Raw genomic sequence first — 25,940 nt, 5'->3', positions numbered from 1 at the left:
GCGGAGCGCGTGGGCTTATCGGCGGGGATACGACAGGCGACGGCGGGCGATCGAGCGGCGCTCGGCCGCCTCCTTGAGGAGGCCTTCGTGGACGATCCGGTGAGTCGCTGGATCTTTCCCGACCCGGCCGACTTCAGCAGGGCGCTCGGGCCGTTCCTCGGGGTGTTCCTGGACGTCGCGCTCTCGGCAGGGCGGGTCGACGTCGTCGAGGGCGGGGCCGCCGCCGCGCTCTGGCTCGATCTGCCGGGCGGGGGGCCGCCCGGGGCCGCAGAGGCCGTCGCCCGGATGCGCCGGATCGCGGGTCCGGACAACGACCGCCCCGAACAGGTCGGCCGGCTCGCCGGGGCCGTCCATCCGTATGACCGGGCGCACGCCTACCTGCTGCTCATAGCGGTCACCCCGCAGCGCCAGGGCCAGGGCCTGGGGACCGCGCTGATCGCTCCCGTGCTGCGGCGTTGCGACCGCGACGGCGTCCCCGCCTATCTGGAGGCGAGCAGCGCCCGCAGCTGCCGGCTGTACGAACGGCTCGGCTTCGCCTTCGCCGGCGACCCCGTGCGGCTGCCTGACGGCCCGCCGATGTGGCCGATGTGGCGCGAGCCCCGCGCCTGAATGCGGCCTTGAACGCGGCCTTCCGCTTCCCGTGCGTGTCCCGTGCCGGGAAGCGCTTGCGTAACCACTACATCTGGAGCACTATGTGCGGAGTGGTTCTCCGTCGGAGAGCCCTCGACCCCTAAGGATCGGTTTGCGCAAGCTCACCTACCTCATCGCCGCCTCGATCGACGGCTTCATCGGCGACCCGAACGGCGACGCCGAGTTCGCCATGCAGTACGTGGCCGGCGACTTCCTCGAGTACCTCAAGACGGAGCGCGCGGACACCCTGCCGACCATGGCTCGCCAGGCGTTCGGCGTCGACGAGGCGGAGAACACCGAGTTCGACACGATCATCCAGGGACGGCACAGCTATGACCTGGCCCTGGCCATCGGCGTGACCAGCCCGTACGCCCATCTGCGCGAGCTCGTCGCCTCCAACAGCATCAAGGAGTCGCCCGACCCCAACGTCGAGATCGTCTCCGGCGACCTGGCGGCCAGGGTTCGCGAGCTGAAGCAGGAGGACGGCCTCGGCATCTACCTCTGCGGCGGCGCGAACCTCGCCGGCCAGCTGAGGGACGAGGTCGACGAGATCGTCGTCAAGACCTACCCTGTTGTCGTCGGGTCCGGCATGTCCATGTTCGCCGGCGACTTCCGCGCCGACGAGTTCGCGCTCGACGCGGTCCGCGCCTTCGAGGCCGGCGTGGTCGTCACCACGTACACCAGGAAGCGGTAGGCGGGAGGCGGCGCCTGCCGCCACGGTGCGGTCGCCGGGGTGTCCGAGGCGTCCCCGCCGCCATATCCTGGGGGTATGGGCAGCGAAGGACGCCGGACCGTCCGCCGCCCGCAGGGCCAGTACACGTGCGTGGCCTGCGGACAGCCTGTCGGTGCGGTCATCAAACGACGTAAGACGCTCGGGGCGTTCGTCCCCGTCTGGGAGCCTGGTCCGTGCCATAACTCCGCATGCTCCGAGTGCGCCGAGAAACAGGGCGGAGAAGGGGGTGCGGTGGCCGTCGAACAGCCTGGTGAGGAGCCCGGCACAGAGGTCGGGACAGCGTGATCCACTCGATGGGGTATCCCGGCTGTGGGGCGGAGCCGGTCGTACCGCTACAGTCCGCGCATGTCATCGGAGTCGACGGAAGTCTGGGCTGGCTGGCACCGCGACCGGCGGGGCGCCGAAGCGGTAGCCATCACTGCGAGCGGAAGCCTCGCGGGCGGGGGCCAAGTGCGCTCCCGTATCAGGGGAGTTGAGTACATAGGGGCGAGCTTCTCCGACCTGGCGCCGGTGGGCGGCGGCAGCCCGCTCGCCGCCTGCGTACTGGAGTGGGACATGCCGTTGCCCGTACGCTCGGCGGACGGATCCTTCCAACAGGCCACGCTCAGCTGCCTGTTGACGCTCGGCGAGCCGCAGCAGGGCGGACCGCGCGAGCGGGCCGACCTCAATCTGACGCTGCACTACGGCGGTACGGCGTACGAATCCGGCGTCGCCGGGGGCGACTTCGGCGACGCGCTGAGCCGTATCCAGCGTCTGCTGCCGCCCGGCACGGCGCTGGGCCACCGCGTGCCGGCAGGCGCCTGAGGAGGGCGCCCGGGGGAGTGCGGGGAGGCGCGGGGGAGGCTCCAGAGCGGAGGGCCCTCGACCCCGGCCCCCCGCTCCCGGCCACGACGACCGCGGACGCCCCCCCCGCTCCCGGCCACGAACCGCTCCCGGCCGCGACCGCCACGGCCGAGAACCCGCTCCCGGCCGCGACCACCGCGGGCGCGGGCTCAGCGCACCCCGTCCCACCCCCAGCGCGGGGTCGGCCCCGGGGTGCCCAGGTCCGTGCCCACCGGGTCCGCCGACACCTGGCGGGCGATCTTCGTACCCCACTCGAAGTACTCCACCACCCGCTTGCGCAGCAGCTCGTCGTCCGGCAGCTCCTTGTCCACCGCGGCGGTCATCAGCTCGACCCAGCGCACCCTCTGCTCCTCGGTGATGGCGAGGCCGAGGTGGGCGCGGAGCAGAGCCTGGTGGCCGCCCAGCTCCTCGGTGAAGCGGGCGGGCCCGCCGAAGACCTCGGCCAGCCAGACGGCGACATGCTCGATGTGGGTGGGGGTGAAGTCGGCGAAGACCGGCGCGAGCAGCTCGTCGGCGAGCACGGCCTCGTAGAAGGAGTCGCTCAGCCGCTGCAGCGCGTCCGCGCCGCCCACGGCTTCGTAGAGGGTCTCGGGGCGTCCGTCGGGACCGGTCATGACGACACCTTGCTCATGATCTCGTGCGTACGGGACAGGTCGTTCATCTCAAGGGTCTCTCTCCTGGCTCGGGTACGCCGGTCAGGATTCATCGCATGCGGCAGACCGGCCAAGGCTTCTGCTCTCGGCGGAAGCGGGGCGTGGGCTACCGGAAGCGGGACGCGCGCCACTGGGAAAAGGGAGCCGGTCGGGGCCGGGTGACACCGCGCCGCCATGGCCGAGACGGCGAAGGGGCGCCCCGCCGTCGGCGGGACGCCCCACTTCGCCTCAGAGCCCGCGCTCGGGCTCCTCTCCTCGGGTCAGGAGACCTTGGCGACGGCAGCCGCCAGGCCGTTGGCCCACAGGGAGTTCACCCGGGCGCGCTCCCGCGCGTCCGGGACGGCGTTCTGGCAGGACGTGCCCGGGCCGCCGCCCGACATCAGCTCGCTGCACGGGCCGGAGTAGTGGTCCGGCAGGCCCAGCACATGTCCCGTCTCGTGCGCGGTGACGCGGGTGGAGTTGTAGATCTGGTTCTGCCGGTAGTCGAGGAAGATGTAGCCGCGGCCGTGGCCGTCGGTGCTGGCGTACGAGCCGCGGGGGTCGTTGCCCTCGCGGTACGTGAAGTTCGCGGCCGAGCCTTCCCGCAGTTTGACGTTGCTGACCGAGCTGTTCCAGATCTGCGTGCTCTGGGCTATCTGGCTGCGGAAGCTGGGCGCGCGACTGGCGTTGTAGACGACGGTCACGACCCGGGCGCCGGGGTTGGCTGCGCGCTGCTCGGCGACTGACCTCACCACGGCGTCGAAGAAGGCCTTCGTCGCCTTGGCGTCCTCGGTCGACCCTTCGTAGGCTGCGAACGACGACGGTGCTGCGGCCGCAGGGGAGTTGGCGGCAGCGGTGTCGGCGGTGGCGGGGACGGCGCTCAGCGCGGCGGCGACGCCGAGGCCGAGGGCGGCGGAGAGCAGCGATCTAGGGTGAAGCATGGGGGGCTCCTACTCGTCCTGTGGAACGGGTTCGGTAGGGCCGAGTTTCGGGCAGCCGGACCCCCGCGGGAATGATGCCAACTGGCGATAGCACCAGAGCATCACCCCTGCTCCACACGCCAGTTGACCTACCTTCACCACGCCGTCGCCGCTGTCCTGTTCCGTCCTCCGCTGCGCCCTGACTCAGGTGTCTGGTGTGACAGTTGGTGCGGCTCTACTCTCGGGTCATGGAGCTCGAGGTGAGGCACCTCCGCGCGCTGTGCGCCATCGCGGACACGGGCAGCCTGCACAAAGCCGCCCGCCAGCTGGGCATGAGCCAGCCGGCTCTGACGACGCAGCTTCGCCGTATCGAGAACTCCCTGGGCGCGGAACTCTTCTCCCGTGAGCGCACCGGCTGCCGGCCCACCCCGCTCGGCCGCTCCGTGCTCATCCGCGCCCGCCCGATCGTGGCCGACATGGCCTCCTTAGTCGTCGAGGCGAAGGTGGCCGCGGGGCGGGCCGGCGGGCCCCGGCTGCGCGTCGGGTCCACCGCCAGCCGCGCGCTCGCCGGCTGGCTGCGCCGGCTCCGGCAGCGGCTGCCCGGCACCGACATCTCGCTCCACATGGACGTCTCAGCCAACGCGCTGCTCAAGATGGTGGCCTCGGGCCAGCTGGACGTCGCGTTCGTGCACGAGGTCGAGGGGTGCCCCTTACAGGTGCCCGGCGGCCTGTCCGTGCGCGTGCTCGTCGAGCGCGAGCCGCAGTTCGTCTCCATGGCGCGCGACCATCCGGCCGCTGCCGCCCCCGTCGTCGAGCTGGCCGACCTGGCCGAGGACCGCTGGATGGTGGACCCCACGGTCGACGGCGAGTGGGACGGACTGCGCCGGGTGCTCGGCGCGGCCGGGCTCAACCCGCCCCTCCTGCTCGGCGACTACCTCACCGCCGCCTCGCTGATCGCGGTCGGCGAGGTCGTCGCGCCCTGCCAGCCGACCTCGGGGCCGCGGGAGGACATGGTGATCCGGCCGCTGCGCGGCGACCCGCTGGGCGTACGGCTGCTGCTGTTCTCACGACCGGGGACGGGCGCCGGTACAGCGTGCGTCGAGCTGCACGAGGCGGTGTACGCGGCCCTGGAGGCGGCCTACCGCGAGGCGGCGCTGCGCCAGGTGGCGTACCGGCAGTGGCTGATGAGGCACAAGAGCCCGCTGGTGCACGCGCCGGCCGCCTGAGCCCTGCGGGCCGGCGTTGGTCGATCAGGTTGGTTCCAGCCACCCCGGACGGCGTCCCGGGGTCGTACCGTAGGCGGCGGACGGGGTCGAACTGCAGTTTGTGAAGGGGGAGATGACGGAGTGTCGGAGAAAAGACGCACCCGGGCGGGGGCCCGGCTGATCGCCACGGACGACGGTCATAAGGTGACGCCGGCCGAGCTCTTCTTCGACCTGGTGTTCGTGTACGCGATCACCCAGGTCACAGCCCTGATGGCGGCGGCCCCGAGCCCCCTGCGGCTGCTCGGCGGGGGCGTGGTGCTCGCCCTGCTGTGGTGGTGCTGGTGCTGCTTCGCCTGGCTGGGCAACGTCGTGCGCGCGGACTCCGGCGCGATGTTCAGCGTGCTGGTCGCCGTGATGGCGGTGGTGCTGATCGTCTCGCTGACCGTGCCCGAGGTCTACGAGGACCTCCCCGGCGGCCTGTCCGCGCCGCTGGTGTTCGTGCTCTGCTACGGCGCGGTCCGGTCGCTGCACCTCATCGCGTACTGGATGTCCGGCCCCGGCGACCCGGTGCTCCGCCGCACCCTGCGCCGCACCGCCCTGATGTCGGTGGCGCCGCCGTTCGCCCTGCTGCTCGTCGGCAGCGCGCTCAGCGGCATGACGCAGATCCTCGTCTGGCTGGCCGCGGTCGCCGTCGACTACGGCGGGATCTACATCGCCGGAGGCTCCGGCTGGCGCGTCGCCTCGCCCGGCCACTTCGCCGAACGCCACGGCCTGATCGTGATCATCGCCCTGGGCGAGTCGATCGTCGCCATCGGCGTGGGCGTCTCCGGCCTGCCCCTCTCCGCCCCGGTCCTGGTCGCGTCCGCCGCGGGCCTCATGGTCGTCGCCGGACTGTGGCGGCTGTACTTCCGCGAGCTCAGCGAGCGGGCCGAGCACAAGCTGACCCACCTGGACGGCGACGACCGCACGCGGCTGGCCCGCGACGCCTACACGTTTCTGCATCTGCCGCTCGTCGGCGGCATCGTGCTCACGGCGCTCGGCATGAAGAAGACCCTGCACCAGATAGCCGACACCGGCCACTACGAGCTCTCCGAGCCGCTGCACGGAGTGGTGGCCTGGGCGCTGACCGGGGGAGTGGGCGTCTTCCTGCTCGGGACGGCGGCGATACTCCTGCGCACGACCGGCCGCTCGTCCGCGACCCTGCTCGCGGGAGGCGTCCTCTGCCTCGGCGCCGGGGCGCTGGTCTCGCTGGTCCCGGCGCTGCTGGCGCTCGGCCTGCTGGCCGCGGCGGTGACCGCGCTGGTCGTCGTGCACGACCGCACGGGCCGCACGGCGAAGGCCTGAGCCCTCCGCGTGAACTCTCCGCGTGAGCTGCGTGAACTCTCTGCGTGAACTCTCTGCGTGCGCTCTCCGCGTGCGCTCGGCGGCGGCTGAGACGACCGCACCCGGCGCCCTGGGGCGGGCGCCGGGTGCGGATCGCTCGGCGGGGCGCTGGACGCCCCACCCGTTCAGGCCTGCTTGGTCGCCTTGAAGATCTCGTCGATCTGGGCGATGAGGTCCAGAGCCTTCTGGCCGGTCGCCGGGTCCGTCGACGCCTTCGCGGCCGACAGGGCCTTCAGGGTGTCGTTGACCAGCTGGTGCAGCTCCGGGTACTTCTCGAAGTGCGGCGGCTTGAAGTAGTCGCTCCACAGCACCGAGACATGGTGCTTGGCGAGCTCCGCGCGCTGCTCCTTGATGACCGTGGCGCGCGCCCGGAAGTGCGGGTCTTCGTTCGCCTGGAACTTCTCCTGGACGGCCTTGACCGACTCGGCCTCGATACGGGCCTGGGCCGGGTCGTACACACCGCAGGGCAGGTCGCAGTGGGCGCTGACCTTCACCTTGGGGGCAAACAGGCGGGAGAGCATTGAGCTGTCCTTCCTCGTGATCGTCTTCTCAGGTGGGACATTACTCCGTGAGAGACGTGTTTTCGCGGGTGCCCCCTAGGGCTTAGGTCAAAAGTCCAGGGTCAGTATGGGACCGGTGGCGGAACACACCGTGGGAGTCGACCGTGGGACTCGGAGGAAGCGGATGAACGAGCAGGGGCCGGAGCCGAGACCGCCGTTCGGGATCGCGGAAGTGAACGGTCCTTCCATGTACCCGACGCTCAAGCACGGCGACCGGCTGCTCGTGCACTACGGCGCCGGGATCAAGCCCGGCGACGTGGCCGTGCTGCGCCATCCGCTCCAGCAGGACCTGCTCATCGTCAAGCGCCTGGTCGAGCTGCGCGACGGCGGCTGGTGGGTGCTCGGCGACAACCCGGGGGCGGAGGGCGACAGCCGGCTCTTCGGCACGGTGCCCCCGGAGCTGCTGCTGGGCCGGGTGCGGGGCAGGTACCGGCCGCTCCCCGCGGATCAGCGCTCGGTGCGCGGGGCGGTCTCCTGGGCGCTGTCGGCCGTGCGGCTCGTGCTCTCGGACCGCTCCGTCTCCAGGCGCTTGCGGGCGCGGTAGGCGGCCACGTTCGCCCGGGTCGCGCAGCGGTCCGAGCAGTAGCGGCGGGAGCGGTTGGTCGAGGTGTCGAGATAGGCGTTGCGGCACGGCGGCGCCTGGCAGAGGCCGAGCCGGTCCACTCCGTACTCGGTGAGATGGAAGGCGAGCCCCATCGCCGCGATGGCGGCGTACCCGGCCGTCGCGTTGGAGGGGTGGTCGGCGAGGTGCATATGCCACTTGGGGCGGCCGTCCTCGTCGCGGTAGTCGTGGCCCGAGACCTGCGGGCTGACCGGGAACTCCAGCAGCAGCGAGTTGAGCAGGTCGACCGCGTGCGTCTCGTCGCCGGAGTCGGCGGCTGTGAAGACCGCCCGCAGTCTCGCCCGCACGGAACGGAAGCGTGTGACGTCCGCGTCCGCCGCGCGGCGCGCGGCCTGGACGGACGGGCCGAAAAGGTCCCGGACTGCCTCGACCGAGGTCAGGGCGTCCTTGTTGCGAGCCGGCTCCTCGGTGTTGACCAGGCGCACGGCGTAGTCCGAGTAATGGGCCAGTTCCACTTGTAGTCCTTACGGCTGCGGTCTAGTGTGTCGGCGTAACGGCTGATCGTGCTTCGAGGGTATTACGAATGGAGTGGTTCAGGTGACGGAGCAGGAGACGGTGGCGGGCGCGGGCACCGACTGGCGGGCCTGGCAGGCGAGCTGGGACCGGCAGCAGGAGTGGTACATGCCCGACCGCGAGGAGCGCTTCCGGGTGATGCTCGACATGGTCGAGGCCCTGGTGGGACCCCGGCCGAGGGTGCTGGACCTCGCTTGCGGTACGGGAAGTATCACGGACAGGCTCCTTCGCCGGTTCCCAGAGGCCGTCAGCACGGGAGTGGATCTGGACCCCGCGCTGCTGACCATCGCCGAGGGGTACTTCGCCGGCGACGAGCGGGTCTCCTTCGTCACCGCCGACCTCAAGGACCCCCAGTGGGCCCGGAAGCTGCCGTACGACTCGTACGACGCCGTCCTGACCGCCACCGCGCTGCACTGGCTGCACAGCGAGCCGCTGGCCGCCCTCTACGGGCAGATCGGCGCCCTCGTACGCGACGGCGGCGTCTTCATGAACGCCGACCACATGATCGACGAGTCCACCCCGCGCATCAACGCCGCCGAACGGGCCCACCGCCATGCCCAGATGGACCGGGCCAAGGAGTCCGGCGTCCTCGACTGGGCCGAATGGTGGGCGCTGGCCGCCGCAGACCCGGTCCTGGCCGGGCCGACCGCTCAGCGGTACGAGATCTACGGCGAGCACGCCGACGGCGACACGCCCTCGGTGCGCTGGCACGCCGAGACCCTGCGGGCGGCCGGCTTCGGGGAGGCCAGGGCGGTGTGGTCCTCGCCCTCCGACTCGCTGCTCCTCGCCCTGAAGTAGCCGGCGGCCGCAGGCACAAGAACGACAGGGCGGCACGGACGTTGTGTCCGTGCCGCCCTGTGGCGTTGCGTCCCCGGGCCGCTGTGGTGCGCGGCGCCGCGGTGTTCCGCTCGAAGGTCAGAGGACCTTGGAGAGGAACGCCTTGGTCCGGTCGTGCTGCGGGTTGGTGAGAACGTCCCGCGGGTGGCCGGACTCGACGACGACGCCTTCGTCCATGAAGACGAGGGAGTCGCCGACCTCGCGGGCGAAGCCCATCTCATGGGTGACGACGATCATCGTCATACCGTCCTCGGCCAGGCCCCGCATGACGTCCAGCACGTCGCCGACGAGCTCGGGGTCGAGCGCGGAGGTCGGCTCGTCGAAGAGCATCAGCTTGGGCTCCATGGCCAGCGCCCGGGCGATGGCCACCCGCTGCTGCTGTCCGCCGGAGAGCTGCGAGGGGTAGTTCTTGGCCTTGTCGCCCAGCCCGACCCGGTCCAGCAGCCGCTCCGCACGCTCGCGGGCGACCGCCTTGGACTCGCCCTTGACCTGGATCGGGGCCTCCATGACGTTGGCCAGCGCGGTCATGTGCGGGAACAGGTTGAACCGCTGGAACACCATGCCGATGTCCCGGCGCTGGGCCGCGACCTCGCTGTCCTTGAGCTCGTAGAGCTTGTCGCCCTTCTGCCGGTAGCCGACCAGCTGGCCGTCCACCGAGAGCCGGCCGGCGTTGATCTGCTCCAGGTGGTTGATGCACCGAAGGAACGTCGACTTGCCCGACCCGGACGGGCCGACCAGGCAGAACACCTCACGGGGAGCGACCTCGAGGTCGATGCCCTTGAGGATGTGCGCGGAGCCGTAGGACTTGTGGACGCCCTCGGCCTTCACCATCGCGGTCATGACGCCGACCCCCTCGCGCTGCCCAGGGACAGCATGTTCGCCTTGACCTTCTGCCACGGGGTGGGCGGCAGCGACCGCAGCGACCCGCGTGCGTAGTACCTCTCAACGTAGTACTGGCCCACGCTGAACACACTGGTCAGCGCGAGGTACCAGATCGACGCCACCAGCAGCATCTCCATCACCGCGAACGACGTGGATCCGATGTTCGTCGCGGCGCGCAGCAGATCGACGTACTGCACGGCCGAGACCAGCGAAGACGTCTTGAGGAGGTTGATGAACTCGTTGCCGGTCGGCGGCACGATCACCCGCATCGCCTGCGGCAGCACCACCCGGCGCATCGTCTTGCCGTTCGACATGCCCAGCGCGTGCGACGCCTCGGTCTGGCCCTCGTCGACGGACTGGATGCCCGCACGCACGATCTCGGCCATGTACGCGCCCTCGTTCAGGCCCAGACCCAGCAGGGCCACCATGAACGGGGTCATCACGTCGACCATCTCGTCCTTGTAGAACCCGAGGTTCAGGACGGGGAAGATCAGCGCGAGGTTGAACCAGAGCAGCAGCTGGACGTACACCGGCGTGCCGCGGAAGAACCAGATGTACAGCCACGACACCGCACCGGTCACTGGGTTCTTCGACAGTCGCATGACCGCGAAGATGATGCCCAGGACCAGGCCGATGAGCATGGAGAGCACGCTGATCAACACCGTGCGGCCCATGCCGGCCAGGATCCGGTCGTCGAAGACGAAGTCCCCGACCGTGTCCCAGTTCACATCGCCCTGTGAGAACGAGTAAACCAGCATGCCCAGCAGGGCCACCACGACGACGCCGGAGACCCAGCGGCCCCAGTGCCGTACCGGAATGGCCTTGATCTTCTCAGGGGGGACGGTGGTCCCCACCTTGCTGACCGCCGTGTCCTTCGGTGGCTCGTCGGCCGGCGGCTTGTCGAACTTGTCAGTCACAGTGACTGCCCTTCAGTGAAACGCGAGAGGCGGAACGCCAGTGCTTACTTGCCGGCGTTGATGGTCGCCTCGGTGACGGCGCTGTTCTTGACGTCCCACTTCTCGAGGACCTTCTCGTACTCGCCGTTCTTGATGATCGCGTTCAGGGCTTCCTTGATCGCGTCACGCAGCTGCGTGTTCTCCTTGTCGACCGCGATGCCGAACGGACCGGCGTCCGTCTGGCCGCCCGCGACCTCGAAGTCGTCGCCGCCGCCCGCGGTCTTAGCGATGTGCGCGGCGACGGGGTAGTCGTTGAGGTCGGCGACGGCGCCGCCGGACTTCACACGCGTCTGCGCCTCGGCGTCGGTGTCGAACGCCTCGATGGTGAGCTTGCCCTTGCCGTCCTTCTCGCACTTGGCGGCCTGGGCCTTGAACGTGTCCTCGTAGATGGTGCCGCGCTGCACGGCGACCTTCTTGCCGCACAGGTCGTCGAGGTTCTGGATGTTGTCCGGGTTGCCCTTCTTGACGAGGAGCGAGACGCCGGAGGTGAAGTAGTCGACGAAGTCGACGCCCTTGCCGGTCTTCTTGCCCTTGTCGTCCAGGCCCTCCTGACGGGCCTTGGTGTCGCTCATGGCCGACATGACGAGGTCCTGGCGGCCGGTGTTCAGCGACGAGATCAGGCCGTCGAAGGTGCCGGAGGTGAACTCGAACGTGACGCCGAGCTCCTTGCCGAGGGCCGCGGCGATGTCGGGGTCGATACCGACGATCTTGCCGCCCTCCTCGTACTCCATCGGGGCGTAGGCGGCGTCCGTGCCGACCTTGATGACCTTGGAGTCCTGGTACTTCTTGGGGAGCTTGGCGAAGAGGGCGGAGGCGCTCGCGCCGTCGCTCTCCTTGGTGCTGCCCGATCCCGAGTTCGTCTGGTCGCCACAGGCGGTGAGCGTCAGGGCGCCGGCGACCGCGATCGCGCCGACCGCGGCGATTCGGGACCTGGCAGCGGTCGTACGACGGGTGGTGCGTGCGGTCATGATCGGGGTCCTCCGGCGGGTGAGGGAGCTACCAGCGGGTCGTGTACTCATCTTCGAGTGTCGCGACCTTGTGTGTTTTCGGCATCTTGCCATTCGGACTAGCCCATTCAGGGGGCTTGCCATGTCAAAATCGGATAACGGGTCACCCCCGAAGCCCAGCGGGCCGGTACATCAAGGCCGGACCTTTCACTGGAATGCCTTCCTCCGGCCGGAGAATCTCCTGCCCGTCTTACAGTGTGGTGTGGTCTCACCACTCTTAGTAGGGTTGTCCGGTTTTCCTCCGATGAGTCGCACGGTCGAGTAGATGACTCGCTCGGCCGAACGGATACCGACTCGTCGACGGCCCGGTCGGTCAGGTAAGAAGGACGTTTACACCCCTCATCCGGGGCTCAGGGCGCGTGTGCGGCGCGCCCGCGCGTACGTACCTCCCCCTGTCCGGCGGGCCATCCGCCAGGACAGGGAACGGACGCGGTGCCCGCCCACCCCTCCTCAACCAGGAGTGGCCACCCTCAACTGATGAAGACTTAAGGGGTCAACCAAATGGCAGCGGAGATCGTCAATCCTCGCAGCGACAGCACTACGGAGAGTGCTCCCGGAGACGCCGGAGAGCCCTTGGATCCGGCCTTCGATCCGGCCTTCGCGCTGCATCGCGGCGGCAAGATGGCCGTCCAGGCCACTGTGCCGGTGCGCGACAAGGACGACCTGTCCCTCGCGTACACACCCGGTGTCGCCAAGGTGTGCACCGCCATCGCCGAGCAGCCTGAGCTCGTCCACGAGTACACGTGGAAGTCGCAGGTCGTCGCCGTCGTGACGGACGGGACCGCCGTGCTCGGTCTCGGCGACATCGGACCGGAGGCGTCGCTTCCGGTCATGGAGGGGAAGGCCATCCTCTTCAAGCAGTTCGGCGGCGTGGACGCGGTCCCGATCGCCCTCGCCACCAAGGACACCGACGAGATCATCGAGACGGTCGTCCGGCTCGCGCCGTCCTTCGGCGGAGTGAACCTCGAGGACATCTCGGCGCCGCGCTGCTTCGAGATCGAGCGCAGGCTCCAGGAGCGGCTCGACATCCCGGTCTTCCACGACGACCAGCACGGCACGGCGATCGTGACGCTCGCCGCGCTGCGCAACGCCGCGAAGCTGACCGAGCGCCCCCTCGGAGAGCTGCGCGCCGTGATCTCGGGCGCGGGCGCGGCCGGCGTGGCCATCGCGAAGTTCCTGCTGGAGGCAGGCGTCGGCGATGTGACCGTGGCCGACCGCAAGGGCATTGTCAGCCAGGACCGCGAGGACCTCACCCCGGTCAAGCGCGAGCTCGCCGAGCTCACCAACCGGGCGGGGCTCTCCGGCTCGCTGGAGACGGCGCTGGCCGGCGCGGACGTCTTCATCGGCGTCTCCGGCGGCACGGTGCCGGAGAAGGCCGTCGCGTCGATGGCCAAGGGCGCGTTCGTCTTCGCCATGGCCAACCCGAACCCCGAGGTCCACCCCGACGTCGCCCACAAGTACGCGGCGGTCGTGGCCACGGGCCGCAGCGACTACCCCAACCAGATCAACAACGTCCTGGCCTTCCCCGGCATCTTCGCGGGCGCTCTCCAGGTGCGGGCCTCCCGCATCACCGAGGGCATGAAGATCGCCGCGGCGAACGCGCTGGCGGACGTCGTGGGCGACGAGCTGGCGGCCGACTACGTGATCCCGTCCCCGTTCGACGAGCGGGTCGCCCCGGCGGTCACGGCGGCGGTCGCGGCGGCAGCACGCGCGGAAGGCGTCGCGCGTCGCTGACCTGACGCGACGCGGGCCTTCGGCTCATGCACGGCGACGGGCCGTGTCCCACCCCTCGACGGGCGGGACACGGCCCGTTCCCGTTCCCGTCGCCGTGCGTCGCTCCGCCGCTGTTCCCGTCGATGCCTCCGCTGTTGCTCCCCTGCTGTTTCCGTCGGTGCTTCGGCTGTTGCCTCCGCTGATGCCTCCGCTGCCGTTCGCACCGATGCTCCCGCTGATGCGGCGCTTTCGGGGGCCTGGCGCCCGGGCGCGGAAAAACGGGGCGCGCGTCACACCGGTCCCCGGTTCCGCCGGGCGCCGGCCCGCCCTACTCTCAAGGTCATGTTCGCCGCCTACGCCGCCCGCATCGACCGCGAAGCCCCCCTCGACGGCCTTGTGCTGGGCGATCGCCCAGAGCCCGAGGTCCGCCCCGGCTGGACCACGGTCACCGTCAAGGCCGCCTCCCTCAACCACCACGACCTCTGGTCGCTGCGAGGCGTCGGCCTCGCCGAGGACAAGCTGCCGATGATCCTCGGCTGCGACGCCGCAGGCGTCGACGAGGACGGCAACGAAGTGGTGATCCACTCCGTCATCGGCCAGAGCGGCCACGGCGTCGGCCCGAACGAGCCCCGCTCCATCCTCACCGAGCGCTACCAGGGCACCTTCGCCGAGCGCGTCGCCGTCCCCGCCTGGAACGTGCTGCCCAAGCCGGCCGAGCTCACCTTCGAGCAGGCCGCCTGCCTGCCGACGGCCTGGCTGACCGCCTACCGGATGCTCTTCACCAACGCCGGGGTGCGCCCCGGCGACTCGGTCCTCGTCCAGGGCGCGGGCGGCGGCGTCGCGACCGCCGCGATCGTCCTCGGGAAGGCGGCCGGGCTGCGCGTGTACGCCACCAGCCGCGACGAGGCCAAGCGGAAGCGGGCCGTCGAGCTGGGCGCGGAAGAGGCGTACGAGCCGGGCGCGCGGCTGCCCCAGCGGGTGGACGCCGTCATCGAGACGGTCGGCGCGGCGACCTGGTCGCACTCGGTCAAGTCGCTGCGCCCCGGCGGCTCCCTGGTGATCTCGGGCGCGACCAGCGGCGACCGCCCCTCGCACGCCGAGCTGACCCGGATCTTCTTCCTGGAGCTCAAGGTCGTCGGCTCCACGATGGGCACCAAGGACGAACTGGAAGACCTCCTCTCCTTCTGCGCTGCCACGGGCGTCCGCCCGGTGATCGACGAGGTCCTGCCGCTGGACCGGGCCCGGGAGGGCTTCGAGAAGATGGCGGCGGGCGACCTCTTCGGGAAGATCGTGCTGACGCCCTCTTGATGGACCGTCAGGTGTACTGATGGGATCCGCCCCATGCGTACGCGCCGAACGATCCGGACTCTGGTCGGCTGCTTCCTCCTGCTGGCGGCGGGGGCGCTCGCCCCTGCCGCCCACGCGTCTCCTCCCTCTTCTCCCCGCTCTTCTCCTCTCTCTGCTGGTCCGTCTCCCGCCTTGCCGTCTTCCGTTGCTGCCGCCGCCGCGGACGGGGGCGGGGGCGGTGCCGCGGATGGCATCCCTCCTCTGACCGACGACCGGGGGCGCGTCCTCACGCTGCGCGGCTGGAACGTCGAGGACAAGACCCACCGCGGCGAAGCGGCCCTGTCCGCCATCACCGAGAAGCACTTCCGCGACCTGCGGGCCAAGGGCTTCAACCTCGCCCGGCTGCTCGTCTTCTGGGACGACCTCGAACCCCGCCGGGGGCAGTACAGCGCCGCGTACCTCCGCAAGATCGATCGGATCCTGGACTGGGCCGACAAGCACCGCGTCCAGGTGCTGATCGACGCCCACCAGGACGTGTTCGGTCCGGCGTTCGACCACCGGGGCATTCCCGAGTGGGCGACCAGGACGGACGGGCTGCCCTTCACCCCGCACCCCGACGACTGGTTCGCGGAGTACTTCGAACCCGCCGTGCAGCGCGCCTTCACCCACCTCTACGGGGACGCCGACCTACGGCGCGCCCAGGCGCGGATGTGGCGGGTCCTCGCCGACCACGTCAAGGACCATCCGGCCGTCCTCGGCTACGACCTGATCAACGAGCCGATGGGCGAGATGCGAGAGGGCGAGGATCTGCCGACAGCGGCCCGGCGGATCGAAGCCGAGCAGCTCACCGCGATGTACAACCGGCTCGCGGACGCGGTCCGCACGGTCGACGACGACGCCTGGCTCTTCGTCGAGCCGACCCCGATCGTCGGCGAGGGCGTGCCCACGGGCCTCGGGCGGATCGAGGACCCCAAGGTCGTCTACGCCCCCCACTTCTACAACGCGGCGATGGAGGCGGGCGCGGACTACGACCCCTCGGCGGGCTGGATCGAGTCGTACGAGGCGGCGGTCACCGCCTACCCCAAGGAGCAGCGGATCCCGATCGTGGTGGGGGAGTGGGGTCCCCTGAACAACTCCCTTCCGAACATGTCCCGGTTCTACCGTGAGGCGCTCACCTCCCTGAATCGCTACAGCTCCGGCTGGGCGGGCTATGTGTGGTGCTACGGCGGCGGCTACTGCGCGGTCGACGAGCAGGGGTCGTTCCGCACGAACAAGGAGCAGACCGCCGCGCCGTACGCCCGCGCGGTGGCGGGCCGGGTGGATATCGACGCGTACGACCCGGGCAGCGGGGCGTACCGCCTGCGGTACCGGGCGTCCGTGCGGCCGGGGGCGACGGAGATCTCGCTGCCGCCGAGTCCGGCCGGCTGGCGTATCGCGGTAGACGGCCCGGCCTGGACGAGCACGGGCGCCGTTGCGGCGGGCAGGGCCGGCGAGGTGCGGGTGCACGCCTGGCCGGGGGCGTGGGTCACGGTCACGGTCACTCCTCGTACACCACGATGAAGTCGCCGCACGGGCCCTCGTGGACGGCGAGGGCGCTGCGCAGTCTGCGCAGATGCCCGGTCGTCAGCTGGAGCGGCGGCTCGTCCGGCTGGTGGGTGGTCCCCCGGGGATAGTCCACGTCCCGGGTGGTCGTCATCTCGATATGGCAGCCGAGGATGTGCGTCACCGGGGTGCTCGCGCAGAAGGCGAGCAGCCGGTCGACGGTGGCGGTGAAGGCGGCGGCGTCCGTCACATAGAGTCGGCCGGGGTAGAGGGAGTCGCCGGTCAGCAGCAGACCGGTGTGCCGGTCGTAGAAGACGACCGCGGCGTCCTGGTGGCCCGGGCCGGGGAGCACGTCGACCACCCGCCCGCCGAGGTCGAGCTCGGCGCGGCCCTCCGGCCAGTCGGCCAGCCCGTAGAAGTCGGTCACCTCCGCGAGCGAGGGCCCGACGAGCTGGGTGTGCGGCCGGTCCGCGAACTGGGCGTCGCCCGCGATGTGATCGCCGTGGCCGTGGGTGTGGGCCACGGTCAGTCCGTACTCCGCGCGGGGGTGCTCGGCGAGCCAGCGCACGATCAGGGCGTCGACGGTCGTGCGCAGCGGGAGGTGCGCGGGGTCGGCTGTGGCGCCGGTGTCCAGCAGGAGCGCCCGTTCGTTCCCGAACAGCAGGAAGAGGAACGGCGCTTCGAAGTGCACCGACTTGTTCTGCCGGAGGATCAGCGTGTGCTCGTTGTACGCATGGACCTGGATCTCCGGGGCGGGGTCGTGCTTGGGAGAGGGCCAGCCGGCATGCCACTTGACGTCGAGGCTGCCGGTCACGGGTGCGGAAGCGTGGAAATCGATCACGGGATTCACGGTACGCCTGTGAGTGTCAACCAGGGTTGACTGTGGATAACTGTCAATGTAGGTTGACATGCATGACCGAAGCAACCGATCTCGCCGAGCGGGCGGGCGACCGCGACCCCCGGGTGGGGCTGCGTGCCGTCGCCGCGCTGCGGCGGCTGTTGGAGCAGCTTGAGGCCGTGCAGGTGCGCAGCGCCCGGAACCAGGGCTGGTCGTGGCAGGAGATCGCGGCCGAGCTGGGCGTCAGCCGGCAGGCCGTGCACAAGAAGCACGGGAGGCAGTGATGTTCGAACGGTTCACCAAGGACGCCCGGGACGTGGTCACGGGCGCGGTAGAGCACTCCGAGCGCAAGGGCGCGGATTCGATCACCGAGGAGCATGTGCTGCTGGCGATGCTCGACCAGACGGGGACGCGGGTGTCGTTCGCGTTCGCGGCGCTGGGGGTGGCGGACCGGCGGGAGTCGCTGGAGACCGCCCTCGACGACGCGCGCCGGCGCGGCGGTCTCTCACGGGCGGACGAGCAGGCGCTGGCCGGTCTCGGCATCGACGTGACGGAGATCGTCTCCCGCGTGGAGGACGCGCACGGGCGGGGAGCGCTGCAGGGGGCGGGGAGGCCGCGACGGTGGTGGCCCGGGCACCGGGGGTTCACGCCGACGGCGAAGAACGTGCTGGAGAAGTCGCTGCGGATCGCGGTGGGGCGGGGGGACAGGCTGGTCGGCGTGGAGCACTTTCTGCTGGCGCTGACGGCGTGCCCGGGAGTGGTGGCGGATGTGCTGGAGGAGCACGGGGTGACGTATGGGGCGGTGGAGAGGGTGGTGTTTGGGGGTGGGGAGGAGAGAGCGGGTTAGTGGTGGGGGGTGATCTCCCCCACCCCGCCCCTCCCCTGAACTGTGGGCTCCGCCCCCAGGCCCCCTCCGGGGGGCGGGGGTTGCCGGGGCTGGTGCCCCGGGGGTGGGGCGCCAGTTTCGCGGCGCGGTACCCGCGTTCGGCGGGAGGGACGCGGTGCGAGGCGTGCGGCGGCTTGCTGGTGCGGGGGACTCGGGGTGCTTGGCGGGGGCCCTCGGGCGTGGGCGCCGGCTTCGCGGTGCGGGGGTGCGGGGGACTCCGTTTGGGTGTTGGCCTGAGCACCCTTCGGGGGCCGGGGCGGGTGTCCGCGCAGGGGGCTGGCCACCGGATGTGAGGCTGCGCAGCATTCGGCTTGGGTGTTGGTCCGGCACTGAGGGGGGCATTGCGCAGCGCCTGGTCCCGGCGTGGGGCACCAGCTTCGCGGCGCGGGGGTGCGGCGTGCCGGTGCGGGGGGCTCCGTTTGGGTGTTGGCCTGAGCACCGTTCGGGGGCCGGGGCGGGTGTCCGCGCAGGGGGCTGGCTACTGGAGGCGAGGCCGCGCAGTACTCGGCTTGGGTGTTGGTCCGAGCGCCTGCTCCGGCAGGGGCGCCGGCTTCGCGGCGCGGGGGAAAGGCCCAGTTCCCTTCGGGGGAGTCGCGCGGGTGTGCCGGGTGGGCTGGCAGTTTGGTGGCTCGGGTCGCCTGGGTCGGGGTGTACGGGGCCGGGGGTTCGGTGCGCCCCCTTACGTCTTGGCGTCGGGCTAGACGCCCGTACGCCGCACCTGGCTGGCCCTAGCCGCTCGCGCGTCCCCCGGGTCGGCCACAGAAACGCCCATGCCCCGGCGGGGGTTGGTGTCGCCCCCGCCGGGGCGCTTGGCGGCTCACGCCTTTGGGGGCCTCAGCAGTGCTGCCAGATGGGCCGCCGCTGTCGAGAGGTGGTGGCGGGCCTCGGTGAGTTGGGCCTCGGTGACGCCGTTGTCCCTCGCCGCGTCGCGGATGTCGTCGCGGAAGCGGTCCAGCAGCCTGTCCAGGTCGCGCGCCGGGTCGTCGGAGGCGGGCGTCGGATCCTGCGGCGCCGGATCCTGCGGCGCCGGCTCCTGCGGCGCCGAGGACCAGCCGCCAGTTGGCCAGCCGCCGCTGCGGGCCAGGCCGCCCAGTTGGGTGCTGAGCTCCGACAGGCCCTTCTGCACTCCGGTCGGCCAGTCGCCGCGTACGAAGTGGTCCTGCACCTGCTCCTGCACCTGCTTGGCGATGCGCTGCATCTCCCGGCGCGCCGTCTCCTGGGCCTCCTTGGCCTGGCGGCGCGCCTGCTGTGCGTCCTCGCGCGCCCGGCGGGACTCGTCCTTCGCGCGGCGAGCCTGCTCCTGCCACTCCTGCTTGGCCTTGCGCAGCTCCTCCTTCGCCTCCCGCCATGCCTCCTTGTCCCCGAACGCGCCCTCCCAGTCGCCCGACGGGGCCGACGCACGGCGCGTCTCGCTCGCCGCCGCGCGCATCTCGCTGCGCAGCTTGCCCGCCGCCCCCCGTACGTCGTCGCGGATCTCCGCGGCCAGCTCGGAGACCGACTCGCGGATCTCCAGTTCGAGGTCGGCCAGTTCGCCGCTGCGTCCAGCGAGCTCCGCGCGGCCCGCGTCGGTGATCGAGTAGACCTTGCGGCCGCCCTCGGTCGCATGCGTGACCAGGCCCTCGGCCTCCAGCTTGGCCAGGCGCGGGTACACCGTGCCCGCCGAGGGCGCGTACAGCCCCTGGAAGCGCTCCTCGAGCAGACGGATCACCTCGTAGCCGTGGCGTGGCGCCTCGTCCAGGAGCTTGAGCAGATAGAGGCGCAGTCGGCCGTGGGCGAAGACGGGCGGCATGTCAGAGCACCTTTCCGGTGGGAGCGTCGTCGTGCGGTCCGTCCTCCGAGGGCGGCCGGCGCAGCAGCGCGATGGAGCCGGACACCGTCGTGGCCTTGAGCGTGCCCGTGCCCGCGCCCAGTGTGCCGGTGATCTTCTTCGCGCCCCACTGGCCGCTGACCCGCAGGTCGTCGAAGGCGTTGGAGACCGAGCCGCTCGCGGTGTTGGCCTCGACTTGCGCGTCGGCGGGGTGCGGCAGCCGGATGGCCACCTCGCCGGAGATCGTCGTCAGCCGGATGTCGGTGGGCTTCCCGGCCTGCTGGAGGTCGATGACGATGTCGCCGCTGACGGACTCGGCCCGTACGGACGAGCCCGCGCCGTCGATCACGGTCAGATCGCCCGACACGGAGTTGTAGCGCAGGTCGCCGGTGACCGACTGGGCCTCCAGGCTGCCCGATACGGTGTCCGCGCGGACCTCGCCCGCGACGCCGACGAGCGTGGTGTCGCCGCTGACGCCGCGTACGGCGGTGGAGCCCTGGATGCCGGAGACGAAGGCCGCCGCGCCGACGACGCCCACCTCGACGGTCGAGCCGGTCGGCACCGCGAGGGACACGACGGCGCTGCGGCGCCAGCCCTTGCGGTCGAGCCACTTGAGGAAGCCCTTCCAGGGCAGGTCCTCATAGGCGACGGTGAGCGTGGAGCCCTCCCTCGTCACGACCAGCGGAGGGCCCTCGATCTCCGAGATCTCCAGGCGGGCGGAACCTTCGTCCGTGCCCACGACGTTCACCGTTCCGTTGACGATGCGTACGTGCAGCGCGCTCACGGGCTCGTCGAAGGTGAGCTTTGTGGGCTCGGAGACATGCCACGTCGGCTCTGTCATGGGGCTGACCCTCCCTAGGCCTGCTACGACGCAACATATCGCGTCCTATGGATAACACGATATATCGCGGTTGTCCGATGTCAAGCGTCAAGCGCCCAGTCGAGCCTCCATAGGCGTCGCCGAGCCGCTGTCGAGCCGCTGTGGAGTCGCCGCTGGGCTGCCGCCGCGTCTCTGTCGAGCCTCCGACGAGCAAAGCCCGATCGTTCGTCGCGGCGGTGCATGTCAGGCCGTAGTCGGGCAAACTGCCCTAGCGTATGGGGCATGAACGCGACATCCGTGGGGGCCCTGGTGCTGTGCCGGGCCGAGAGCGAAGCAGTACGCGCCCCGGCCCATCTGCTGCGGGAACAGCTGCTCCTCGCTCCGGCCGGCGCCGAGTGGAGCGTGCTCGTCCCGGAGGGCAAGCCATGGCTGGACGGCGGAGAGCCGATCGACCGCGTGCTCGCGGGATGGGCGACGGCGCTCGCGGTCGGCACGCACTGGCCGGTGCTGGCGCTGTGGTGGGACGCGGACCGGGCGGGGTTCACCCTGGCCTCGGGGTTCCGCAGGACCGTGGGGTACGTCTGGCTGGCCGACGGGACGCCGGTGGGCGAGGACGAGGCGATGCGGACGTTCGCGGCGCGGCTGGGGCTGGACCCGGTACTCGACCTCCAGGCGCTGGAGCCGCTGACCCGGCCGGATCCGGAGGCGGACGGGCGAGCGCGGCTGCTGGCGGTGATCGCGGTCCTCGCGCGGGCCGGTCTCGTGCTCCCGGTGGGCCTCTCGCCGGGCGAGCCCGCGGACCGGCTGCGATCGGTCGCCCGCGCTCAGGGCGCGGAGGCGGTGGAGTGGTCCGGCTGGCGCGATGCCGTACGGGCCGAGCTGGACGTCGTCGAGGAGGGCCCGCTGGGGCCCTGGCTGCGCGGACGGAAGGCGAGGATCTGGGGCGCGGCGCAGGTGGCCGTGGGAGTGCCTATGGCGGTGTGGGGACTGCGCACGCGGGGCGCGGGGTGGGTCGTGGCGGGGACGGTTCTCGTCGTGGACGGCGTGGTGGGGCTGGCGTACGAGCGGCTGCGGGGAGCGCTGGGGTAGCGGACCGGCCCTTGGACCGACCTCCGGATCGACCCCTGGGCCGCTCCCCGGACCGACCCCTGGGCCGACCCCGGGAGCGCCCCCCATCCCAGCCCGCCGCCGGGGTCACTCCTCGTCGTCCTCGTCGTCCAGCCGGGCCAGCCAGGTGGCCAGGCGCTCGACGGGGACCTCGAAGTCCGGGTTGAGGTCGACGAACGTGCGCAGCTGCTCGGCGAGCCACTCGAAGGTGACCTCCTCCTCGCCGCGCCGCTTCTCCAGCTCCTCGATGCCGCGATCGGTGAAGTACAAGACATGCTCCTGATACGAACGGGATGACCTCTTCAGATTACGGCGACTTCGGGGCCTCCCTTGCAACCGTGCAGGCCAGTAACCTCGTCGCCATTCCCACAGAGTTGGTCGTGGAGAACGGGGGAACCGTGAACGGACGCGTCCAGCAGATCGAGTTACCCGGCGGCGCCGTCGTGCACGCCCGCCTGTCCGCCGGGGGCGGCGGATACGGCGAGGACGACGAGGACGTCGGCTTCATAGAGAACGCCACCGCCCGAGTCCAGCAGCTGGAGGAGCTGATCGCCGGGGTCGGCGCCTCCGTGCTGGACGCCGCTGCCGCCGCCAAGCCCGACGAGGCCAGCGTCACCTTCGGCGTGGAGCTCACCGCCAAGTCGGGCGCCGCGCTCGCCGTGCTCGCCTCGGGGGAGGCCAAGGCGTCCGTCCAGGTCACCCTCACCTGGCGCCTCAAGGACCAGGACGCAGGACAGGCGGCGGGGCCGGACCCAGGCCAGGACCCGAGTCGAGGCGCCGCTCGCGGCTCCGACTCGCCTATGGCTCGCCCCGACTCCCGTACGGCCCTCCCCGACGCGCGTACAACGCTCCCGGACTGCCGTACCGCATGAGCGAGTCCGACTCCTTCATCGACGCCCTCGCCCGCGCCGCCACCGTCCACTTCCGACCCGCCCAGGAGGCCGCGCCCACCGCCCCCATGTGGGGCACCGGCTTCTTCGTCGCACCCGGCTGGGCGCTCACCTGCGCACACGTGCTCGCGCCCCACCTCAAGGCCGACCCGGCGCGGATCTTCAGCCTCCGCGGCAGCGAGGTCAACGGCGGCGAGCCCCTCGACGCCCAGCTGTCCTGCTGGCTCCTCGACGGCGAGCCGCGCGCCGAGCAGCGGGTCCCCGTCGAGCAGGACCTCGCCCTGGTGCGGCTGCTGGACGCCGACGTCGAGCACGAGTGCGTATGGCTCACCGACCGCACCGACTACCCCGGGGGCCGCGGAGTCGTCCAGGGCTACCGCCCCCAGACCCCGGAGGAGGGCGGCGCACGCGGCGCCGTGCGCTGGAGGGCCGCCGCCAGGATCAACGGCTTCGACGACGACTATGGGCTGCGTTTTCGCCCGGAGACCGAGTTCCCCAAGGGCGGCTCCGGCTCCCCGGTGGTCGACGCCCACACCGGGGCCGTCGTCGGGATCCTCAAGTCCCGCCGCGCCGGCCGGGACGGCGGGATGGCCATAGCGGCCACCGCCCTACGGCGCTTCGGCCCCGCCTACCAGCTCGTCATGGCGGCCCACGACCGCTGGCACGGCACATCGCCGAAGATCACCGGGCACAACTGGATCGAGCGCCAGAACCGCCTCCCCGGCGCGGGACTGCACACCGGCGGCGACCAGTGGAGCCCGGTGGACCGGCGCGAGGCGCTCAGCCTGCTCGCCGCCGTGCAGCCGCCCGCCGGAATCCGCCCCGTCGCCGAGCTCGCCAAGAAGGCCCGCGGCGGCGTCGCCCCGCCGCCCGGCCAGCTGCTGCCGCGTATCTGGCGCGACGGGCACGGCCTGCTGTACGAAGCCGGTCAGCCCGTGGCCGCTATAGCCGCTCTGCACTACCTCCAGCTGGTCGTCGAGTACGAGCGCAGCCGCGGCGCCGACGCCTCGCCCCTCGCCGACTGGGTGACCCGGCGGCTCCAGGACGTACCCCGGATCGTGCACACCGTCGTCACCCAGGCGACGCTGCCGCCCGCCCTCGTCCACCAGCGCACGCCCGACGGCCAGGACCGCGTCGTCGTCGGCTACCCGCGCCCAGGCGACGGGGCGGCCGTCGTCATCGTCGAGCTGGAGCCGGTCTGCGACGCCCGGCCCGCCCGCTTCTACTGGCGCATCCGGGTAGACGACGGCCATGACGTCAACGAGCCCCTGCACGAGGAGCAGACCGGCGAAGGCGTCCCGCCCGAGCAGCTCGTGCGGACGCTGCGCGGGCCGCTGGACGAGGTGTTCGCCTCCGTCGACTCGCCCGGCGCGCCCGCCCCGCTCGAAGTCGCCCTGCCCGCCGACCACTTCGACACCGCCGTACACCGGTGGCAGCTCACCGAGATGGCGCGGCTGCACCATCCCGCGTACGTCGGGGTACGGCGGATGGTGGTCCTGCGCGACCTCGCACGACGAGGCGAGCCCGACGCCGTTTGGCTCCGCCGCTGGGAGGGGATGCTGGCCGCCGGGGCGGCGCTCACGGCCTGCCGCACGCCGCCGCAGCGACAGGTTCCAAGGCTCCGCCACTTCGAGGAGATGCCGCCGTCCGCGGTCCCCGTCCTGTGCCGGCCCGCAGGCAGGGGAGTGGGGCGGCGAGCCATCGGCATGGCGCTTCAGGCCGGACACGGCATCGCTCTATGGCACACCGACGGCCACCCCGACCAAGGCTGCACGGAGTTCTGCGAGGACATGCACCAGGGCGCGGCCGTGCTCCTCGCGCAGAGCTCGGGCCTCGTCGAGCTGCCCGACCGGCTGCGCCGCATCAGGGACGACATCAGCGGATCGAGGAACACCCAGCACTGGGCGGAGGGCGTGGCCATGCTCTACGACGACCCGAGCCGCCCTCTGCCCGCCGACGACACAGGGCCGGTGGACTCCCCATGAACGCCTATAGCGCCCGCCGACGCCGAACTCACGGTGCCCGCCCCCGAACCCACCGCGCCCACCGCCGAACGCCGACCAGGAGCGAGCTATGGACGACTGGCTGATCTACCGCGGCGTCGGCGCCCCGGATCCCGACCGGATCCGCCGCCTTCCGCCGCCGCCCCCCTGGCGCGCCTTCTCCGGCGAGCCGCTGCCCGACCCCGCCCCGCCCATCGACAGCGCCTCCACCCGCCGGCTCGGCGCGCGCGGCGAGGCCCCGCCCGCGCAGGACGCCGAGGCCCTCGAGCTGATCAACGCCGCCCTCTATCTGCGGCGCCCGCTCCTCGTCACCGGCGAGCCGGGCTCCGGCAAGTCGACGCTCGCCCACTCCGTCGCGTACGAACTCGGCCTCGGCCGCGTCCTGCAGTGGCCCGTCGTCAGCCGCACCGAGCTGAAAGACGGGCTCTATAGCTACGACGCCATCGGCCGCCTCCAAGACGCCCAGCTCGCCGAGCACGGCTCCGACGACATCGGCCGCTACATCAGGCTCGGCCCGCTGGGCACCGCGCTGCTGCCCGCCGCGCAGCCCCGCGTGCTGCTCATCGACGAGCTCGACAAGAGCGACATCGATCTGCCGAACGACCTGCTGAACGTGGTGGAGGAAGGGGAGTTCGCCCTCCCCGAGCTGGAGCGCACGGCCGACCGGCCCGGCCAGGACGAGGTACGGGTCCTCACCGACGACGGCCGCCGGGTGCCTGTGCGGGGCGGCCGGGTGCGCTGTCACGCCTTCCCCTTCGTGGTGATGACCAGCAACGGCGAGCGGGACTTCCCCGCCCCGCTGCTGCGCCGCTGCATCCACCTGCACCTCGACCCGCCGCGCGACGAGCGGCTCGCCGCCATGGTGCAGGCGCACTTCGGGGCCGGCTCCGACGAGCGCAACCTCGATCTGATCGGCCAGTTCACCCGGGAGGATGGCGACGGCGAGCTCCGCCCCACCGACCAGCTGCTCAACGCGATCTTCCTGACCCAGCACGCCGTGCGCGAGGAGCCCGCGCGGCGAGAGGAGATCGCCGAGCTGCTGATGCGCCCCCTCGACACCCGGCAGCGGTGACCCGCGATGGACCCGGCCCTGACCGCTCTCGTGACCCGGCTGCGCGAGGCGGAGCTGACGCCCACCGTCGAAGAGCTGGCGGACGCGCTATGGCTGTCGCGTCATGTGCCCGCCGCCGCTGCCCGGACCCCGGCGCCCGCTCCCGCCGGGCCGGCCCCGCCGCAGCCCGCGAGCCGGCGGCGCGAGGAGGCCGTGCCGGCCCCCGAGCCGTCCGCAGCCGCCCCCAGCCCCCAGCCGCGCCCCCGCGTCGAC

At 71.5% G+C, this 25,940-nt stretch carries 27 protein-coding genes and 1 pseudogene; 17 read left to right on the top strand and 11 right to left on the bottom strand.

Annotation, left to right across the window (positions count from 1 at the left end; translation table 11 throughout):
* Positions 1 to 9: 9 nt before the first annotated feature.
* From AB0M39_RS26320 to AB0M39_RS26310, 3 genes are all read left to right on the top strand, one after another.
* Positions 10 to 609 (top strand): GNAT family N-acetyltransferase, encoded by a 600-nt coding sequence (locus tag AB0M39_RS26320; RefSeq protein WP_365368363.1) that lies wholly within the window; start codon positions 10 to 12, stop codon positions 607 to 609.
* A gap of 133 nt (positions 610 to 742) precedes the next feature.
* A complete protein-coding gene (locus AB0M39_RS26315; protein WP_365368362.1) occupies positions 743 to 1,324 on the top strand; it encodes a dihydrofolate reductase family protein in 582 nt (193 codons plus the stop codon).
* A 384-nt stretch (positions 1,325 to 1,708) separates the two neighbouring features.
* Complete coding sequence (locus tag AB0M39_RS26310; RefSeq protein ID WP_365368361.1) at positions 1,709 to 2,167, top strand: DUF6304 family protein; 459 nt, start codon at positions 1,709 to 1,711, stop codon at positions 2,165 to 2,167.
* A 188-nt stretch (positions 2,168 to 2,355) separates the two neighbouring features.
* On the opposite strand, the gene AB0M39_RS26305 is transcribed toward AB0M39_RS26310, so the two are convergent.
* Together AB0M39_RS26305 and snpA are read right to left on the bottom strand one after the other, a co-directional pair.
* Positions 2,356 to 2,820, bottom strand: a complete 465-nt coding sequence (locus AB0M39_RS26305; protein WP_365368360.1) for a group II truncated hemoglobin — start codon at positions 2,818 to 2,820, stop codon at positions 2,356 to 2,358.
* Between the two features lie 299 nt (positions 2,821 to 3,119).
* A complete protein-coding gene (gene snpA / locus AB0M39_RS26300) occupies positions 3,120 to 3,779 on the bottom strand; it encodes a snapalysin (protein ID WP_365368359.1) in 660 nt (219 codons plus the stop codon).
* Between the two features lie 227 nt (positions 3,780 to 4,006).
* Here snpA and AB0M39_RS26295 point away from each other — a divergent pair, with 227 nt between their 5' ends.
* Together AB0M39_RS26295 and AB0M39_RS26290 are read left to right on the top strand one after the other, a co-directional pair.
* Positions 4,007 to 4,984 carry a LysR family transcriptional regulator gene (locus AB0M39_RS26295; RefSeq protein WP_365368358.1) on the top strand — a complete coding sequence of 326 codons (978 nt, stop codon included), beginning with the start codon at positions 4,007 to 4,009 and terminating at the stop codon, positions 4,982 to 4,984.
* 120 nt (positions 4,985 to 5,104) lie between these two features.
* Positions 5,105 to 6,307: a low temperature requirement protein A gene (locus AB0M39_RS26290; RefSeq protein WP_365368357.1), complete on the top strand. Its 1,203-nt coding sequence runs from the start codon at positions 5,105 to 5,107 to the stop codon at positions 6,305 to 6,307.
* Positions 6,308 to 6,471: 164 nt separating this feature from the next.
* Here AB0M39_RS26290 and sodN read toward each other — a convergent pair whose 3' ends face one another.
* Positions 6,472 to 6,867: a superoxide dismutase, Ni gene (gene sodN / locus AB0M39_RS26285; RefSeq protein WP_365368356.1), complete on the bottom strand. Its 396-nt coding sequence runs from the start codon at positions 6,865 to 6,867 to the stop codon at positions 6,472 to 6,474.
* A 106-nt stretch (positions 6,868 to 6,973) separates the two neighbouring features.
* Here sodN and sodX point away from each other — a divergent pair, with 106 nt between their 5' ends.
* Positions 6,974 to 7,450, top strand: a complete 477-nt coding sequence (gene sodX, locus AB0M39_RS26280) for a nickel-type superoxide dismutase maturation protease (protein ID WP_365368355.1) — start codon at positions 6,974 to 6,976, stop codon at positions 7,448 to 7,450.
* On the opposite strand, the gene AB0M39_RS26275 is transcribed toward sodX, so the two are convergent.
* A complete protein-coding gene (locus tag AB0M39_RS26275; RefSeq protein ID WP_365368354.1) occupies positions 7,354 to 7,983 on the bottom strand; it encodes a CGNR zinc finger domain-containing protein in 630 nt (209 codons plus the stop codon). The genes sodX and AB0M39_RS26275 overlap by 97 nt on opposite strands.
* A 166-nt stretch (positions 7,984 to 8,149) precedes the next feature.
* Between AB0M39_RS26275 and AB0M39_RS26270 the strand changes: the two genes are divergently transcribed.
* Complete coding sequence (locus AB0M39_RS26270; RefSeq protein WP_365368384.1) at positions 8,150 to 8,839, top strand: class I SAM-dependent methyltransferase; 690 nt, start codon at positions 8,150 to 8,152, stop codon at positions 8,837 to 8,839.
* A gap of 117 nt (positions 8,840 to 8,956) precedes the next feature.
* Here AB0M39_RS26270 and AB0M39_RS26265 read toward each other — a convergent pair whose 3' ends face one another.
* Genes AB0M39_RS26265 through AB0M39_RS26255 form a run of 3 tightly spaced genes read right to left on the bottom strand, consistent with a single transcriptional unit; the run spans position 8,957 to position 11,684 of the window.
* On the bottom strand, positions 8,957 to 9,718 hold the full coding sequence (locus tag AB0M39_RS26265; RefSeq protein ID WP_365368353.1) for an amino acid ABC transporter ATP-binding protein: 762 nt from the start codon (positions 9,716 to 9,718) through the stop codon (positions 8,957 to 8,959).
* The gene (locus AB0M39_RS26260; protein ID WP_365368352.1) at positions 9,715 to 10,677 is read right to left on the bottom strand and encodes an amino acid ABC transporter permease; all 963 of its coding nucleotides are present in this window, start codon (positions 10,675 to 10,677) and stop codon (positions 9,715 to 9,717) included. The genes AB0M39_RS26265 and AB0M39_RS26260 overlap by 4 nt, the downstream gene beginning before the upstream one ends.
* A 44-nt stretch (positions 10,678 to 10,721) precedes the next feature.
* Positions 10,722 to 11,684 (bottom strand): ABC transporter substrate-binding protein, encoded by a 963-nt coding sequence (locus tag AB0M39_RS26255; RefSeq protein ID WP_365368351.1) that lies wholly within the window; start codon positions 11,682 to 11,684, stop codon positions 10,722 to 10,724.
* Positions 11,685 to 12,224: 540 nt separating this feature from the next.
* Between AB0M39_RS26255 and AB0M39_RS26250 the strand changes: the two genes are divergently transcribed.
* The 3 genes from AB0M39_RS26250 to AB0M39_RS26240 all read left to right on the top strand — a co-directional run bounded on the left by AB0M39_RS26250 (position 12,225) and on the right by AB0M39_RS26240 (position 16,283).
* A complete protein-coding gene (locus AB0M39_RS26250) occupies positions 12,225 to 13,457 on the top strand; it encodes an NADP-dependent malic enzyme (RefSeq protein WP_365368350.1) in 1,233 nt (410 codons plus the stop codon).
* Between the two features lie 321 nt (positions 13,458 to 13,778).
* Entirely contained in the window at positions 13,779 to 14,744 is a 966-nt protein-coding gene (locus tag AB0M39_RS26245) for a zinc-binding dehydrogenase (RefSeq protein ID WP_365368349.1), read from the top strand.
* A 33-nt stretch (positions 14,745 to 14,777) separates the two neighbouring features.
* Positions 14,778 to 16,283, top strand: a complete 1,506-nt coding sequence (locus tag AB0M39_RS26240) for a cellulase family glycosylhydrolase (protein ID WP_365368348.1) — start codon at positions 14,778 to 14,780, stop codon at positions 16,281 to 16,283.
* Here AB0M39_RS26240 and AB0M39_RS26235 read toward each other — a convergent pair.
* Complete coding sequence (locus AB0M39_RS26235) at positions 16,261 to 17,106, bottom strand: MBL fold metallo-hydrolase (protein ID WP_365368347.1); 846 nt, start codon at positions 17,104 to 17,106, stop codon at positions 16,261 to 16,263. The two genes, AB0M39_RS26240 and AB0M39_RS26235, sit on opposite strands and share 23 nt — an antisense overlap.
* 71 nt (positions 17,107 to 17,177) lie before the next feature.
* On the opposite strand from AB0M39_RS26235, the gene AB0M39_RS26230 reads away from it, so the two are divergent.
* Together AB0M39_RS26230 and AB0M39_RS26225 are read left to right on the top strand one after the other, a co-directional pair.
* Complete coding sequence (locus tag AB0M39_RS26230) at positions 17,178 to 17,387, top strand: HTH domain-containing protein (RefSeq protein WP_111002852.1); 210 nt, start codon at positions 17,178 to 17,180, stop codon at positions 17,385 to 17,387.
* Entirely contained in the window at positions 17,387 to 17,950 is a 564-nt protein-coding gene (locus tag AB0M39_RS26225) for a Clp protease N-terminal domain-containing protein (RefSeq protein ID WP_365368346.1), read from the top strand. The genes AB0M39_RS26230 and AB0M39_RS26225 overlap by 1 nt, the downstream gene beginning before the upstream one ends.
* An 856-nt stretch (positions 17,951 to 18,806) precedes the next feature.
* Here AB0M39_RS26225 and AB0M39_RS26220 read toward each other — a convergent pair.
* Together AB0M39_RS26220 and AB0M39_RS26215 are read right to left on the bottom strand one after the other, a co-directional pair.
* Positions 18,807 to 19,778, bottom strand: coding sequence for a helix-turn-helix transcriptional regulator (locus tag AB0M39_RS26220; protein WP_365368345.1), 972 nt, complete (start codon positions 19,776 to 19,778; stop codon positions 18,807 to 18,809).
* A 1-nt stretch (position 19,779) separates the two neighbouring features.
* On the bottom strand, positions 19,780 to 20,637 hold the full coding sequence (locus tag AB0M39_RS26215) for a DUF4097 family beta strand repeat-containing protein (protein WP_365368344.1): 858 nt from the start codon (positions 20,635 to 20,637) through the stop codon (positions 19,780 to 19,782).
* Between the two features lie 261 nt (positions 20,638 to 20,898).
* Here AB0M39_RS26215 and AB0M39_RS26210 point away from each other — a divergent pair, with 261 nt between their 5' ends.
* Complete coding sequence (locus AB0M39_RS26210) at positions 20,899 to 21,705, top strand: hypothetical protein (RefSeq protein ID WP_365368343.1); 807 nt, start codon at positions 20,899 to 20,901, stop codon at positions 21,703 to 21,705.
* A gap of 105 nt (positions 21,706 to 21,810) precedes the next feature.
* Here the strand turns inward: AB0M39_RS26210 and AB0M39_RS26205 are convergent, their stop codons facing one another.
* The gene (locus tag AB0M39_RS26205) at positions 21,811 to 21,993 is read right to left on the bottom strand and encodes a DUF6104 family protein (protein ID WP_005312030.1); all 183 of its coding nucleotides are present in this window, start codon (positions 21,991 to 21,993) and stop codon (positions 21,811 to 21,813) included.
* A gap of 23 nt (positions 21,994 to 22,016) precedes the next feature.
* On the opposite strand from AB0M39_RS26205, the gene AB0M39_RS26200 reads away from it, so the two are divergent.
* From AB0M39_RS26200 to AB0M39_RS26185, 4 genes and pseudogenes are all read left to right on the top strand, one after another.
* Positions 22,017 to 22,595 carry a CU044_2847 family protein gene (locus AB0M39_RS26200; RefSeq protein ID WP_365368342.1) on the top strand — a complete coding sequence of 193 codons (579 nt, stop codon included), beginning with the start codon at positions 22,017 to 22,019 and terminating at the stop codon, positions 22,593 to 22,595.
* Complete coding sequence (locus tag AB0M39_RS26195; RefSeq protein WP_365368341.1) at positions 22,592 to 24,598, top strand: trypsin-like peptidase domain-containing protein; 2,007 nt, start codon at positions 22,592 to 22,594, stop codon at positions 24,596 to 24,598. Before AB0M39_RS26200 ends, AB0M39_RS26195 begins: the two co-directional genes overlap by 4 nt.
* 88 nt (positions 24,599 to 24,686) lie before the next feature.
* Positions 24,687 to 25,688, top strand: a complete 1,002-nt coding sequence (locus tag AB0M39_RS26190) for a MoxR family ATPase (protein ID WP_365368340.1) — start codon at positions 24,687 to 24,689, stop codon at positions 25,686 to 25,688.
* Positions 25,689 to 25,694: 6 nt separating this feature from the next.
* A pseudogene (locus AB0M39_RS26185) lies at positions 25,695 to 25,940 on the top strand (hypothetical protein); the annotation flags it as partial.

Origin of the sequence: Streptomyces sp. NPDC051907, from assembly GCF_040681075.1 — a bacterium.
GTDB lineage: Bacteria > Actinomycetota > Actinomycetes > Streptomycetales > Streptomycetaceae > Streptomyces.
This window is presented reverse-complemented; position numbering and strand designations above follow the sequence as displayed.

Excerpts from the sequence above, each read along its gene's own strand:
- AB0M39_RS26195 (WP_365368341.1), top strand. The coding sequence starts at position 22,592 with ATGAGCGAGTCCGACTCCTTCATCGACGCCCTCGCCCGCGCCGCCACC.
- AB0M39_RS26240 (WP_365368348.1), top strand. The coding sequence starts at position 14,778 with ATGCGTACGCGCCGAACGATCCGGACTCTGGTCGGCTGCTTCCTCCTG.
- AB0M39_RS26295 (WP_365368358.1), top strand. The coding sequence starts at position 4,007 with ATGGAGCTCGAGGTGAGGCACCTCCGCGCGCTGTGCGCCATCGCGGAC.
- AB0M39_RS26215 (WP_365368344.1), bottom strand. The coding sequence starts at position 20,637 with ATGACAGAGCCGACGTGGCATGTCTCCGAGCCCACAAAGCTCACCTTC.
- AB0M39_RS26225 (WP_365368346.1), top strand. The coding sequence starts at position 17,387 with ATGTTCGAACGGTTCACCAAGGACGCCCGGGACGTGGTCACGGGCGCG.
- sodN (WP_365368356.1), bottom strand. The coding sequence starts at position 6,867 with ATGCTCTCCCGCCTGTTTGCCCCCAAGGTGAAGGTCAGCGCCCACTGC.
- AB0M39_RS26310 (WP_365368361.1), top strand. The coding sequence starts at position 1,709 with ATGTCATCGGAGTCGACGGAAGTCTGGGCTGGCTGGCACCGCGACCGG.
- AB0M39_RS26190 (WP_365368340.1), top strand. The coding sequence starts at position 24,687 with ATGGACGACTGGCTGATCTACCGCGGCGTCGGCGCCCCGGATCCCGAC.
- AB0M39_RS26230 (WP_111002852.1), top strand. The coding sequence starts at position 17,178 with ATGACCGAAGCAACCGATCTCGCCGAGCGGGCGGGCGACCGCGACCCC.
- sodX (WP_365368355.1), top strand. The coding sequence starts at position 6,974 with ATGGGACCGGTGGCGGAACACACCGTGGGAGTCGACCGTGGGACTCGG.
- AB0M39_RS26305 (WP_365368360.1), bottom strand. The coding sequence starts at position 2,820 with ATGACCGGTCCCGACGGACGCCCCGAGACCCTCTACGAAGCCGTGGGC.
- AB0M39_RS26255 (WP_365368351.1), bottom strand. The coding sequence starts at position 11,684 with ATGACCGCACGCACCACCCGTCGTACGACCGCTGCCAGGTCCCGAATC.
- AB0M39_RS26220 (WP_365368345.1), bottom strand. The coding sequence starts at position 19,778 with ATGCCGCCCGTCTTCGCCCACGGCCGACTGCGCCTCTATCTGCTCAAG.
- AB0M39_RS26245 (WP_365368349.1), top strand. The coding sequence starts at position 13,779 with ATGTTCGCCGCCTACGCCGCCCGCATCGACCGCGAAGCCCCCCTCGAC.
- AB0M39_RS26270 (WP_365368384.1), top strand. The coding sequence starts at position 8,150 with ATGCCCGACCGCGAGGAGCGCTTCCGGGTGATGCTCGACATGGTCGAG.
- AB0M39_RS26200 (WP_365368342.1), top strand. The coding sequence starts at position 22,017 with ATGACCTCTTCAGATTACGGCGACTTCGGGGCCTCCCTTGCAACCGTG.
- AB0M39_RS26250 (WP_365368350.1), top strand. The coding sequence starts at position 12,225 with ATGGCAGCGGAGATCGTCAATCCTCGCAGCGACAGCACTACGGAGAGT.
- AB0M39_RS26265 (WP_365368353.1), bottom strand. The coding sequence starts at position 9,718 with ATGACCGCGATGGTGAAGGCCGAGGGCGTCCACAAGTCCTACGGCTCC.
- AB0M39_RS26210 (WP_365368343.1), top strand. The coding sequence starts at position 20,899 with ATGAACGCGACATCCGTGGGGGCCCTGGTGCTGTGCCGGGCCGAGAGC.
- snpA (WP_365368359.1), bottom strand. The coding sequence starts at position 3,779 with ATGCTTCACCCTAGATCGCTGCTCTCCGCCGCCCTCGGCCTCGGCGTC.